At 58.8% G+C, this 12896-nt stretch carries 13 protein-coding genes; 6 read left to right on the top strand and 7 right to left on the bottom strand.

Annotated features, from left to right (window positions below; all coding sequences use genetic code 11):
- Positions 1 to 4 precede the first annotated feature (4 nt).
- From FHU12_RS07985 to osmB, 3 genes are all read left to right on the top strand, one after another.
- Positions 5 to 2437 carry a formate C-acetyltransferase/glycerol dehydratase family glycyl radical enzyme gene (locus FHU12_RS07985; protein ID WP_141968514.1) on the top strand — a complete coding sequence of 811 codons (2433 nt, stop codon included), beginning with the start codon at positions 5 to 7 and terminating at the stop codon, positions 2435 to 2437.
- 50 nt (positions 2438 to 2487) lie between these two features.
- On the top strand, positions 2488 to 3234 hold the full coding sequence (locus tag FHU12_RS07980) for a DeoR/GlpR family DNA-binding transcription regulator (RefSeq protein WP_049271273.1): 747 nt from the start codon (positions 2488 to 2490) through the stop codon (positions 3232 to 3234).
- A gap of 280 nt (positions 3235 to 3514) precedes the next feature.
- A complete protein-coding gene (osmB, locus tag FHU12_RS07975; RefSeq protein ID WP_004945176.1) occupies positions 3515 to 3733 on the top strand; it encodes an osmotically-inducible lipoprotein OsmB in 219 nt (72 codons plus the stop codon).
- A gap of 190 nt (positions 3734 to 3923) precedes the next feature.
- Here the strand turns inward: osmB and yciH are convergent, their stop codons facing one another.
- Both yciH and pyrF read right to left on the bottom strand, forming a co-directional pair.
- Entirely contained in the window at positions 3924 to 4250 is a 327-nt protein-coding gene (gene yciH, locus FHU12_RS07970) for a stress response translation initiation inhibitor YciH (protein ID WP_141968512.1), read from the bottom strand.
- 10 nt (positions 4251 to 4260) lie between these two features.
- Positions 4261 to 4989, bottom strand: coding sequence for an orotidine-5'-phosphate decarboxylase (pyrF, locus tag FHU12_RS07965; RefSeq protein WP_185742286.1), 729 nt, complete (start codon positions 4987 to 4989; stop codon positions 4261 to 4263).
- 329 nt (positions 4990 to 5318) lie between these two features.
- On the opposite strand from pyrF, the gene bhsA reads away from it, so the two are divergent.
- A complete protein-coding gene (bhsA, locus tag FHU12_RS07960; protein WP_141968508.1) occupies positions 5319 to 5579 on the top strand; it encodes a multiple stress resistance protein BhsA in 261 nt (86 codons plus the stop codon).
- A gap of 172 nt (positions 5580 to 5751) precedes the next feature.
- Positions 5752 to 6051, top strand: coding sequence for an Arc family DNA-binding protein (locus tag FHU12_RS07955; protein WP_063918434.1), 300 nt, complete (start codon positions 5752 to 5754; stop codon positions 6049 to 6051).
- Between the two features lie 69 nt (positions 6052 to 6120).
- Here FHU12_RS07955 and lapB read toward each other — a convergent pair whose 3' ends face one another.
- The 3 genes from lapB to pgpB all read right to left on the bottom strand — a co-directional run bounded on the left by lapB (position 6121) and on the right by pgpB (position 8665).
- Positions 6121 to 7293, bottom strand: coding sequence for a lipopolysaccharide assembly protein LapB (gene lapB / locus FHU12_RS07950; protein WP_025303023.1), 1173 nt, complete (start codon positions 7291 to 7293; stop codon positions 6121 to 6123).
- Positions 7294 to 7299: 6 nt separating this feature from the next.
- Positions 7300 to 7602, bottom strand: a complete 303-nt coding sequence (locus FHU12_RS07945; RefSeq protein ID WP_141972926.1) for a LapA family protein — start codon at positions 7600 to 7602, stop codon at positions 7300 to 7302.
- A 298-nt stretch (positions 7603 to 7900) separates the two neighbouring features.
- On the bottom strand, positions 7901 to 8665 hold the full coding sequence (pgpB, locus tag FHU12_RS07940) for a phosphatidylglycerophosphatase B (RefSeq protein WP_141968506.1): 765 nt from the start codon (positions 8663 to 8665) through the stop codon (positions 7901 to 7903).
- A 279-nt stretch (positions 8666 to 8944) separates the two neighbouring features.
- Here pgpB and ribA point away from each other — a divergent pair, with 279 nt between their 5' ends.
- The gene (ribA, locus tag FHU12_RS07935; protein WP_141968504.1) at positions 8945 to 9538 is read left to right on the top strand and encodes a GTP cyclohydrolase II; all 594 of its coding nucleotides are present in this window, start codon (positions 8945 to 8947) and stop codon (positions 9536 to 9538) included.
- Between the two features lie 56 nt (positions 9539 to 9594).
- On the opposite strand, the gene acnA is transcribed toward ribA, so the two are convergent.
- Together acnA and FHU12_RS07925 are read right to left on the bottom strand one after the other, a co-directional pair.
- Positions 9595 to 12267: an aconitate hydratase AcnA gene (gene acnA / locus FHU12_RS07930; protein ID WP_141968502.1), complete on the bottom strand. Its 2673-nt coding sequence runs from the start codon at positions 12265 to 12267 to the stop codon at positions 9595 to 9597.
- Between the two features lie 220 nt (positions 12268 to 12487).
- Complete coding sequence (locus FHU12_RS07925; RefSeq protein WP_141968500.1) at positions 12488 to 12883, bottom strand: hypothetical protein; 396 nt, start codon at positions 12881 to 12883, stop codon at positions 12488 to 12490.
- Positions 12884 to 12896 lie beyond the last annotated feature (13 nt).

Here is a 12896-nt window from a genome sequence, read left to right as displayed (position 1 = left end):
CGCCATGACCACATTGGATTTGACCACCCTCAGCGCCCGTATTCAGGCGCATAAGAACGCGCTGATCCACATCGTCAAACCACCGGTGTGCACCGAACGCGCGCAGCACTATACCGAGGCCTACCAACAGCACCAGGATCGGCCGCTGCCGGTGCGCCGTGCGCTGGCGCTGGCTAACCACCTGGCGAAGCGCAGCATCTGGATCGCCAACGACGAGCTGATCGTCGGCAACCAGGCCAGCGAGCTGCGCGCCGCGCCGATTTTCCCCGAATATACCGTCGGCTGGATAGAAAGCGAGATAGACCAGTTGGCCGACCGGCCGGGTGCCGGCTTCTCGGTCAGCGAAGAGAACAAGGCGATTTTGCACCGTCTTTGCCCCTGGTGGCGCGGCCAAACGGTGCAGGATCGCTGCTACGGCATGTTTACCGACGAACAAAAGGCGCTGCTCGCCACGGGCATCATCAAGGCCGAGGGCAACATGACCTCCGGCGACGCCCATCTGGCGGTCAACTTCCCGCTGCTGCTGGAGTTAGGCCTCGACGGCCTGCGTGAAAAGGTGAACGCGCGCAGCCGCCGCCTGCACCTGACCGAGTGGGAAGATCTGCACAAAGCGCAGTTTCTCAACGCCATCGACATCGTGCTGGCGGCGCTGAGCGAACACATCCTGCGCTTCGCTCGCCTGGCGCGCGACATGGCGCAACGCGAAACCCGCGACTGGCGCCGCACCGAGCTGCTGGCTATCGCAGACAACTGCGACCTGATCGCCCATCGCCCACCGCACACCTTCTGGCAGGCGCTGCAGCTGTGCTATTTCATCCAACTGACGTTGCAGATCGAATCCAACGGCCATTCGGTTTCCTTCGGTCGCCTCGACCAATATCTCTATCCCTGGTATCGGCGCGACGTGGAGCTGGAGCAAAACCTGGGGCGGGAAGACGCCATCGAGCTGCTGCACAGCTGCTGGCTGAAGCTGCTGGAGGTCAACAAGATCCGTTCCGGCTCGCACTCCAAGGCCTCCGCCGGCAGCCCGCTGTACCAGAACGTCACCATCGGCGGCCAAAAACTGATCGACGGCCGGCCGTGCGACGCGGTCAACCCGCTGTCCTACGCCATTCTCGAGTCCTGCGGCCGCCTGCGCTCCACCCAGCCCAACCTCAGCGTGCGTTACCACGCCGGAATGAGCGCCGATTTCCTCGACGCCTGTGTGCAGGTGATCCGCTGCGGCTTCGGCATGCCGGCGTTCAACAACGACGAAATCGTCATACCCGAGTTCATCAAGTTGGGGGTTGAACCGCAGGACGCCTACGACTATGCCGCCATCGGCTGCATCGAGACCGCCGTCGGCGGTAAATGGGGCTATCGCTGCACCGGCATGAGCTTCATCAACTTCGCCCGCGTGCTGCTGGCGGCGTTGGAACAGGGCCGCGACGCCACCTCCGGGCAGATTTTCCTGCCGCAGGAACAGGCGCTGTCCAAAGGAAACTTCACCGATTTCGAGCAGGTGATGGCCGCCTGGGATCGGCAAATCCGCTACTACACGCGCAAGTCAATTGAGATCGAATGCGTGGTGGACAGCGTGCTGGAGGAGAACGCCCACGATATCCTCTGTTCCGCGCTGGTGGATGACTGCATCGAACGCGGCAAAAGCATCAAGCAAGGCGGCGCCAAGTACGACTGGGTTTCCGGCCTTCAGGTCGGCATCGCCAACCTCGGCAACAGCCTGGCGGCGGTGCGCAAACTGGTGTTCGATCAAAGGACAATCGGCCAGCAGCAACTGGCGGCGGCGCTGGCCGACGACTTCGCCGGGCTGGATGGCGAACAGCTGCGCCAGCGGCTGCTCAACGCCGCACCCAAATACGGCAACGACGTGGACGACGTCGATCGGCTGCTGGTGCGCGCCTACCAAACCTACATCGAGGAACTGAAGCAGTACCGCAACACCCGCTTCGGCCGCGGGCCGATCGGCGGCGGCTACTACGCCGGCACGTCGTCTATCTCGGCCAACGTGCCCTTCGGCGCCGCCACCCTGGCTACCCCGGATGGGCGCAAGGCGCACCAGCCGCTGGCGGAAGGTGCCAGCCCGGCGTCCGGCACCGACCACCTGGGGCCAACGGCGGTGTTCAATTCGCTCGCCAAATTACCGACCGAGGCGATCCTCGGCGGCGTGTTGCTCAATCAAAAACTGAACCCGGCGACGCTGGACAACCCGCGCGATCGGGAAAAGCTCATGCTGATGTTGCGCACTTTCTTCGAGAGCTACCGCGGCTGGCATGTGCAGTACAACATCGTGTCGCGCGAAACGCTGCTGGCGGCGAAGCAACACCCTGACCAATATCGTGATTTAGTGGTTCGCGTAGCTGGCTATTCCGCTTTCTTTACCGCATTATCCCCTGAGGCGCAGGATGATATTATTGCGCGCACAGAACATACTCTTTAAACCTTTGACTCTTAGCGGCCGCGCCTTGGCGGCCGCATCATCAGGCCGATATGAATTTACGACAACAGACCATATTGCAGTTGGTTAACGATCGCCGGCGGATCAGCGTCAATGAGCTAGCGCGCGCCTCGGGCGTTTCGGAAGTCACTATCCGGCAGGATCTCAACCTGCTGGAAAAGCGCAGTTATCTGAAGCGAGTACATGGCTCCGCCGTGGCGCTGGAGAGCGACGACGTCGACGCTCGCATGATGTCCAATTTCACCCTCAAGCAACGGTTGGCGCAGTACGCCGCCGCGCAGGTCAATGACGGCGAGACGATCTTTATCGAGAGCGGCAGCGCCAACGCCCTGCTGGCCCGCTACATCGCCGAACGCAAGCGCATTACGCTGATCACCGTCAGCCACTACATCGCCAACCTGCTGAAAGAAACCGACTGCGACGTGATTGTGCTGGGCGGCATGTACCAGAAGAAAAGCGAGACCGTGGTCGGCCCGCTCACGCGGCTGTGCATTCAGCAGGTGCATTTCAACAAGGCGTTTATCGGCATTGACGGCTTTCAGGCCGAAACCGGCTTTACCGGCCGCGACATGATGCGCGCCGACGTGGTCAGCGCGGTGCTGGCCAAGGGCGTGGAGAATATCGTGCTGACGGACTCCAGCAAATTCGGCCAGATCCAGCCCAACCCGCTGGCGCAGCCGGGCCAGATCAGCCGGGTGATCACCGATTCGCGTCTGGCGCTCGAGTATCAGCATCAGCTGAAACGCCAGGGCGTACAGGTGGAGTTGGTCAACGACTAACGCGGGCCGCCACCGCACCCACCGCGGCGCGCGGGCCACACCGCGCACCGTTCCCCCTGTGCAGCGGGATTTTAAGACTATTTACCTGTTTATCCTTTCCGAGAAACCTATACTCAGTTTCGGTAACTTTTGGGCCGTAACCTGCTAATTATTCGGCCATTAACAAAAAATGCCATTTTTTATATCGATACTGTATGGGAATCAACAGCAGGCCTGATTGATGGTTAGCGCCTATACTTATAGGGCACTTCCATATAGCCAATGCTAAGGAGAAGTCATTATGATGATTATCAATAAACGTTTCGCTACCGCCGCTCTGGCACTGACTTTGGCGTTTTCACTCAGCGCATGCTCCAACATGTCCAAGCGCGATCGTAACACCGCTATCGGCGCCGGCGCCGGTGCAGTCGGCGGCGCCGTACTGACAGACGGCAGCGCGTTGGGCACGTTGGGCGGGGCTGCGGTGGGGGGCATCATCGGTCACCAGGTTGGCAAATAACCTGACCGAGAGTCCTCGGCCGACAGGCTGGCAAAAGCGCCTCGGCGCTTTGACGCATTAACCAAAATAACGATGATTTCAGGTCTGCTTTACTTTACGTCTAGAGTTCTTTTACCGTTAACGGGCTAACCCCCGGCAGCAACAACCTCAAGCCATGCCACGGCATTGCACCGCGGCATGGCGATTCACCTCAACCGCCCGTCAATTTGACCTTCATGCCTTTCGCTTCCAGCAGCTGCTTGAGCAGATCGCGTTTATCGCCCTGGATCTCGATGATCCCGTCTTTCACCGAACCGCCGCAGCCGCATTTCTTTTTCAGCTCGGCCGCCAGTTTGTCGAGCGCAGCGTCATCCAGATCGACGCCGGCGATCAGGCACACGCCCTTCCCCTTGCGGCCGCTGGTTTGACGCTGGATGCGCACGATGCCGTCGCCCTTGGCGCGTTGCGGCTTAACCTCTTCCTGCTTGATGCGGCCGGTGTCCGTGGAATACACCAGGCGGCTGTTATCGTCATTCATCGGCGGTTCCTCAGGCCAAAGAGGCGCGGATCGCGCGCAGCGTCGCGGCCGGATCGGCAGATTGGGTGATCGGACGCCCAATCACCATGTAGTCCACGCCGGCGGCCTGCGCCTGCACCGGCGTCATGATACGGCGCTGGTCGCCCGCCGCGCTGCCCTCAGGGCGGATCCCCGGTGTAACCAGTTGGAAAGCCTGCCCGCAGGCCGCCTTCAGCCGCTGCGCTTCGTGTGCCGAACACACCACGCCGTCCAGCCCACAGTCGCGGGTCAGGCGTGCCAGGCGCTCGGCGTGCTCCGCCGGGCTGGCCTCGATGCCGATGCCGCGCAGGTCTTCCGCTTCCATACTGGTGAGCACCGTCACGGCAATCAGCAGCGGCGCATCCGCCCCGAATGGCGCCAACGCTTCTTTAGCGGCGGTCATCATGCGCGCACCGCCGCTGGCATGGACGTTGACCATCCAAACACCCAGCTCAGCCGCCGCCGCGACCGCATGCGCGGTGGTATTGGGTATATCGTGGAATTTCAGGTCGAGAAACACGTCGAAGCCACGCCCATGCAGATCGCGCACCAGCTGCGGCCCAAACAGCGTGAACATTTCTTTGCCCACTTTCAGCCGGCAGTCTTGCGGATCGATACGGTCGGCGAACGCCAGCGCAGCGTTCTTATCGGCGTAATCTAACGCCACAACGATTGGAGATGATTTTAAGTCATTGTTATTAGCGTTATTTTCAGACTTCATTTCTTCTACCTTCTCTAAAATAGACATAATCAGGGACTCACCCGCGAAACTGACCGCCGCATTCTACATGCCGGGGGCCAGAAATCCCAGCCGCAGCGCGCACCGGCGCTCTGTCATGTTACTTCTCACCTTTGTCATGGCGCGTCAACGAAAGCGCGTCAGCAATAAACCACGCAGCGTAAAACGCCGTAAAGATGCGTAAATTGTTAATCAGATATTTTGAATGACTTACTCAGCATTATCAGATTTTCAATTGGCACGGATGCTTTATTATTCACCACATCGGAAGCGAACGGCTTCCTTCCTTAATAAACAGACTGGAGTCACCTATGAAAACCATCAAATATTTTGCGGCCGCTGCCGCTATCGCACTGACCTCTTTCGCCACCTTCGCGGCTGAACCGATCAGCAGCCAGCAGGCCGATAGCCTGACTGCCACCGGCGTCGTTTCCGCAGGCCACGCGACCACCCTCAGCAGCCTGGAGAAAAAGCTGGCCGCTAAAGCGGATGCCCAGGGCGCCAGCAGCTACCGCATCATCTCCGCCGGTGGTAACAACATGCTGAGCGGCACCGCGATCATCTACAAATAATGTTCCCGGTACAGGGCCCGCTCACTCGGGCCCTGCCTCTGTTTCTCGCCTAAAAAACCCGCGTTTGCCTCGCCCTCATTTGTTACATAAATATTAAATTTTTATTACACACTAGACACCCGATCGCCAGTGGCTTAGCTTGAAGGCATCTTCCTGCAGAAAGGCTTTCAAAATGAGCGAGATATCGACACTTACCATTAAAATTCCTCTGGAACTCAAGGAAAAAATCCGCGCCGCCGCCGCTGAAAACGAATTTTCGCTGAGCGTGGAAGTATGCCAGCGCCTGGAAAGCAGCTTCAGCGCGCCCGCCGCCAAGGCAGAAAAACCGACCAAAAAGGCGGATGAGCTGCACCACGGCGAGATAGACAACCAAAGCACCGAAGAAGAAATAGAACAGCCGCTGAGCCAGAAAGAGCTGAAAAAACTCCGCCAGCTGTTGAAAACCGGCGCCAAAGGCGGCAAGAAAAAGTAAACGACGAACAGACGAACATAAAAAAACGGGGCGATAAATCGCCCCGTTTTGTTTTGTCGCGCCGCCGCGTTATTGCCCGTCCAGGCCGCGGATCGGTTTGACCGATGACCAGGCGCGGCACGACGGACAATGCCAATAGAGCGAGTGGGCGGTGAAGCCACATTTGTGGCAGCGGTAACGCGGCTTGGTACGAATTTGCTCGCCGACCATATCGCGCAACAGCAGCAGACTCTCTTTCGCTCGACCGTCTTCGGCGTCCGCCAGGTGATAATCCATCAGCCGGTAAAATACCCGCATGGTCGGATGGCGTTGCAGCTGGCGGTTGATATAAACCTGCACCACGTCGCGCCCTTCGTGCTGCTCGATGATTTCGGCCAGCATCAGATCGGCGGTAGCGCCGGTGTTCTCTTCCACGCAGCGCTTCAGGAATTCAGCCCAGTTGTGCTGCTGTTCCGGCAGATGCGTGTAACATTCCTGCAGCATCGGCAGCGTTTCGCTGACCAACTCTTTATCCTGACTCAGCACCCGTTGCAGCGACTCGGCCGCTTTAGCATAGTCGTTTTGCGCCATGTAGATGCGCCCGAACATGATAGACACGCGCGCACACTGTTTATCGGCTGCATCTGCCCGCTTGAGCAGGCTCATCGCCCGATCGAGATCGTCGCTGCCCATCGCCTGCAATGCCAGCTCACAGTAGAAGTGCGCGATCTCGACGCGTTGTTTCTCTTTGCCCAGCTTGACCAGCTTTTCCGCCACGTCGATGGCTTTTTGCCAATCGCTGGTAGCCTGGTGGATCACCAGCAGTTGTTGTAGCGCCGATACGCGGAAATCCGCTTCGTCAGTCAACTGGCTGAACATGTCTTCCGCGCGATCGTACAGCCCGGCCGCCATATAGTCGCGGCCCAGCTGCTGTACCGCCAGCAGGCGCTGTTCAAAGGTCAGTGAGGCGCTTTCCATCAAGGCCTGATGGATGCGGATGGCGCGGTCGACTTCGCCGCGCGAGCGGAACAGGTTACCCAGCGTCAGGTGGGCTTCAACGGTGTTGCTGTCCTCTTTCAACATATCGAGGAACAGATCGACCGCCTTGTCCTGCTGGTTGGAAAGCAGAAAGTTCACCCCTGCCACGTATTCACGCGACAGGCGGTTGGCTTCTTGCTGTTTATCCTGCTGAGCGCTTCTGCGCCCCATGTACCAACCGTACGCGGCAGCCACGGGCAGCAACAGAAACAGCAGTTCTAACATAGAGGATTATTCCTTGCTGACAACGGGCTGAGCCGCCGGTTCAGCGGGCTGATCAAGCTGCAGCTCCAGCCTTTTGATCTTGCGCTCGGCGCGACCCAGCGCAATACGGGTACGCAGGTAGAACAGACCGCAAATGATCCAGCCGAGCACGAAACCGGCGCCAAACAGCGTGGCCAACAGGGTCGATACGCGATAATCGCCCTGCGCAACCAGATAGTTAAAATTGACCACCTGATCGTTATGCGCACCCAAGGTGACGGAAATCACGAAGATCACCAGAACCAACAAAAAAATCAGCAAATATTTCACATTCTTTCCCGCGATGCCGAGTGAATCGGATGAACGATGCCAAAACGTGGCGTCCCTAACCCTTAAGTTAGCATTTCCCGCTGCGGCAGGGAAACCCTGCGGCACGATAAAACCACATATCTGCTGGCATATTCGGCAGTAAATGGTCTTAGCGAACAAATTGATGAGAAAGCTTCTCAAAACGTCGAATTTATAAGGATATGGGGGCAACCGGGCGGATTGCAATGGCGGGAGAATGTAAGCGGTTAATGCGGCGTCGATCCGACGCCGCCGTGTGTGTGACATGGTCACATAACACTCATTTCTCAGGCTTGCGCGCCGCGATTTCCTGCTGCTCTTGCGGCGGCGGCGTCAGCGGGCCGAACCAGCGCTGCGCCAACCAGCAGGTGACCACCACCAGCAGCCAGCTGATCAGCGTAGCCATCGCCAGATCGCGCGGCCAGTGCATGCCCAACAGCAGGCGGCTGCCCATCACGCCGGTCGCCCACACCATCAGCAGCGCGACGGTTTTATAATGGCGGCGCGGCCACAGCAGCCCTACGCCCAACAGCGCCCAGGTAGCGGCGAACATCGTGTGCCCCGACGGGAAAGCGAAACCGGTTTCAAACTGCCAGTGCTTGCGCAGCCAGTTCGGCACCACCGTCTGATCCTGCAATTGCTCGCGCACCAGCGCGCTGCGCTCTTTGCGATGCAGCGAATAGAAGTATTTACCGTCCACGCCGTGGGTTTGCTCCAGCCATACCACAAACGGTCGCGGTTCTTGCACCCGATCCTTGATTAAGGACTTGACCCCCTGCCCAATCACCAACGCGGCGGCAAGCAGAATGGCCAGGCCGATGGCTGCCTTCAACCGAAAGCGCAGGCACCACAAAAACCAACCGCAAAGGATAGCGCTGGTCAGAATGCCCCACGGCGAGGTCACGGTTTCGGTCACCCAGTACAGCGCTTTGAGCAGCGGCTCGTTGCCGCCGGGCTGCCAGTGCCAGCCGGATGCCCATACTACCAGCGGCATCAACAGCAACAACAGCGCGCCGCCCGCCGTGCGTTTTGCTATCTCATACATTCTATTCTTCCTCTGCGTGAATCAGGCAGCAGTGTAACAAGAGTGCAATATTGATAACACGCGAAAAATTAAACAGATAGGCAACCTATCGCAGTAATAGGTGGCCAGAAAACGCCATCTGCTGGTTTGCTGAGCACCGCCCGGCAAGAAGTTGTGGCAAAATAGCCGATAATTAACGAAATAGAGATCGGCGTAGCACGTTTTAGTCTTGGTCAATTTACCGAACCGGACTTAGGATGCGCGACAATGATTGAATCGTAGTTTTTTGTGGAGAATGACATGCAGCTTAAACGGGTGGCAGAGGCTAAACTGCCGACACCTTGGGGCGATTTCCTGATGGTAGGATTCGAAGAACTGGCGACCGGGCATGACCATCTGGCGCTGGTATTCGGTGATATTTCCGGCGAAACGCCGGTGCTCGCACGCGTGCATTCCGAATGTCTGACCGGCGATGCCCTGTTCAGCCTGCGCTGCGACTGCGGTTTTCAACTGGAAGCCGCGCTGGAGCAGATTGCCGAAGAAGGCCGTGGCATCCTGCTTTATCATCGCCAGGAGGGCCGCAATATCGGCCTGTTGAACAAGATCCGCGCCTATGCCCTGCAGGATAAGGGCGCAGACACCGTGGAAGCCAACCACCAGCTCGGCTTTGCCGCCGATGAGCGCGACTTCACCCTGTGCGCCGACATGTTCAAACTGCTGGGCGTCGACGCGGTGCGTTTGCTGACCAACAACCCGAAAAAGGTCGAGATCCTGACCGAAGCCGGCATCAACATCAGCGAGCGCGTGCCGCTGATCGTCGGCCGCAACCCGAAGAACGAACACTATCTGGCGACCAAGGCCGCCAAAATGGGCCATTTGCTCGATCAGAAATGATCGCCGCCGCGGCGGAAACAATCAGGGCGCCTTACGGCGCCCTTTTTATTGCCTAATTACAGCATTTTCCTGATCACATAGTGCAGGATGCCGTCGTTTTCGTAGTAGGTCAGCTCATTGCCGGTATCGATGCGGCAACGGGTGTTGATCACGCCCTTGCGCCCGTCGGCATAGGTGATATGCACCGGCACCGTTTGGCCCGGCTGCAGCTGCTGCAGGCCGCCGACGCTAATCTGCTCATCCCCGGTCAGCCCCAGGGTTTTGCGCGTCACCCCTTGCGGGAACTCCAGCGGCAAAATCCCCATGCCGATCAGGTTGGAGCGGTGAATACGCTCGAAGGATTCGGCAATCACCACCCGCACGCCCAGCAGGCGCGGCCCCTTCGCCGCCCAGTCGCGGCTGGAGCCGGAGCCGTACTCTTTGCCGGCGATCACCGCCAGCGGCACCTTCTCCTGCTGATACTGCATGGCGGCATCGTAGATAGACAGCTGCTGCTGCGACGGAATATGGCGGGTATAGCCCCCCTCCACGCCCGGTACCATTTCGTTGCGGATGCGGATATTGGCGAAGGTACCGCGCATCATCACTTCGTGGTTGCCACGGCGTGAACCGTAGGAGTTGAAATCCTGCGGCGCTACGCCATGCTCGCTCAGGTAACGCCCCGCCGGGCTGTCGCGCTTGATGTTACCCGCCGGCGAGATGTGATCGGTGGTCACCGAGTCGGCCAAAATCGCCAGAATACGCGCGTCTTTGATGTCCTGCACCGGGTCCGGTTTCACCTTCATGGTGCTGAAGAACGGCGGATGGCGGATATAGGTAGAATCCTCCTGCCACTGATAGGTCGCCGAACCGGCCACCTGGATCGCCTGCCAGTTGGCGTCGCCGTCGAACACTTCGCCGTATTCCTTGTGGAACATCTCGGTGCGCACTTCGTCCACCGCCTGAGCGATGTCCTGGCTGCTCGGCCAGATATCCTTCAGGTAGACCGGCTGACCGTCATTGCCCTCGCCCAGCGGCTCTTTGGTCAGGTCAATCTTGATGCTGCCCGCCAGCGCATAAGCCACCACCAGCGGCGGCGAGGCCAGCCAGTTGGTTTTCACCAGCGGGTGGATGCGCCCTTCAAAGTTACGGTTGCCCGAGAGCACCGCCCCCACGGTCAGATCGCCTTCTTTGATCGCCTGCTCGATCGGATCAGGTAACGGACCCGAGTTACCGATGCAGGTGGTACAGCCATACCCCACCAGGTTGAACCCCAGCTCTTCCAGGTAGGCGGTGAGTTTGGCACTGTCGAAGTAGTCGGTCACCACTTTGGATCCCGGCGCCAGCGAGGTTTTTACCCAGGGTTTGCTGCGCAGCCCTTTCTTGACGGCGTTTTTCGCCAGCAGGCCGGCCGCCATCATTACGCTCGGGTTGGAGGTGTTGGTGCAGGAGGTGATCGCCGCGATCACCACCGCACCGTCTCGCAGTTCGTGCTGTTGCCCATCCAGCGTAAAGGTTTTGCTGTCGGTATTGGCCTTGTGTCCCCCGATATCCAGCTCGGTGGCGGCCTTGAACGCCTGCGGCACATTCGGCAGCGCAACGCGATCCTGCGGGCGCTTTGGCCCGGCGAGGCTGGCTTCCACGGTTGACATGTCCAGCGCCAGCGAGCTGGTGAAGACCGGTTCATCACCCGGGTTGCGCCACATGCCCTGCGCTTTGGCGTAGGCTTCCACCAGCGCGATTTGTTCGGCGCTGCGGCCGCTGAGCTTCATATAGCCGAGCGTAACGTCATCCACCGGGAAGAAACCGCAGGTGGCGCCGAACTCCGGCGACATGTTGGCGATGGTTGCCCGGTCCGCCAACGGCAGATCGGCCAGCCCGTCGCCGTAAAACTCGACGAACTTGCCGACCACGCCGTGCTTGCGCAGCATTTGGGTCACGGTCAACACCAGGTCGGTGGCGGTAATGCCCTCGCGGAGCTTGCCGGTCAGCTTGAAGCCGACCACGTCCGGGATCAGCATCGACACCGGCTGGCCCAGCATCGCCGCTTCCGCTTCGATGCCGCCGACGCCCCAGCCGAGGATACCCAGGCCGTTGATCATGGTGGTGTGGGAATCGGTGCCCACCAGCGTATCGGGATAAGCCACGCGGCGGCCGCTTTCGTCGCTGTGCCAGACCGTTTGGCCAAGGTATTCAAGGTTGACCTGGTGACAGATGCCGGTGCCCGGCGGCACCACGCGGAAGCGGTTGAAGGCTTTCTGCCCCCAGCGCAGGAAGGTGTAGCGCTCGTGGTTGCGCTGCATTTCGATACGCACGTTGTCTTCAAAGGCGTTATCGTCGCCAAATTCATCGACGGTAACCGAGTGGTCAATCACCAGATCCACCGGCGACAGCGGATTCACCTGGTCGACGTTGCCGCCCAGCCGCCGTACCGCTTCGCGCATCGCGGCCAGATCCACCACCGCCGGAACGCCGGTAAAATCCTGCATCAGCACGCGCGCCGGACGATAGGCGATCTCACGGTCAGCATGGCCGGTTTGCAGCCAGGCGACGATGGCCTTGAGGTCGTCAACCTGCACGGTGTCGCCATCCACATGGCGCAGCAGGTTTTCCAACAGCACTTTCATTGATTTCGGCAACCGGTCGATAGCACCCAGCTGCTTTGCCGCCAGCGGCAGACTGTAATAGTAATATTCGCTATTCAGCGCAACCAGCTTATCCAGACTTGTTTCACGAAGATCGGACGACATAGCTCCTCCATTTCTTATTGTGACTAAAACAGGGTAATCAGTGAGGTCTTGTTTAAAGATACCACAAAGATAAGTTAACGTTTTGATAACAACACGATTTGATCACAGCGATAGGCAGGAACAATCAGCGGAAAAGAAGTCCGAGCGCCGCCAAGGGGTTAGGCCATGCGCCAACAAAAACGCCGCAACGATGCGGCGCTTTAACAGGGAAAGGTTTGCTCTACAACGGCTCAGCGGGGAAATCCATCTCCACAACCGCCAGCTGATCCTTACGGCCCTTCTTTACTTTGATGTCCATCCCTTTGCGCAGTAAATGCATCTGGCCAGGTTGAACCAGGGCCTTGGCAGTGTGGAGTCGGGTGTCGCCCGGGAGATAAAAATCAACGTCAAAGAAAAAGTCATTGCCGTATCGAGTGTTGGTTTGCCGACAGGATTCGAGGTGCGAGGCGATAATTTCGCCTTGCCAGCTGTCCTTGTTGAGATAGTTTTTAACGGCAGACGTCTCGGTCGAGTTACCGCCGTTATTTTTAAAAATACAGTAAAAGAAAATGCCCATCACGACAGGGGTGGCGATCCCCGCATACAGGAAGTACTTCGACATATCAGCCAGAGACATAAGTGTGCTGCTC

It is taken from the genome of Serratia marcescens, assembly GCF_006715005.1.
In the GTDB taxonomy this organism is placed as follows: domain Bacteria; phylum Pseudomonadota; class Gammaproteobacteria; order Enterobacterales; family Enterobacteriaceae; genus Serratia; species Serratia montpellierensis.
This window is presented reverse-complemented; position numbering and strand designations above follow the sequence as displayed.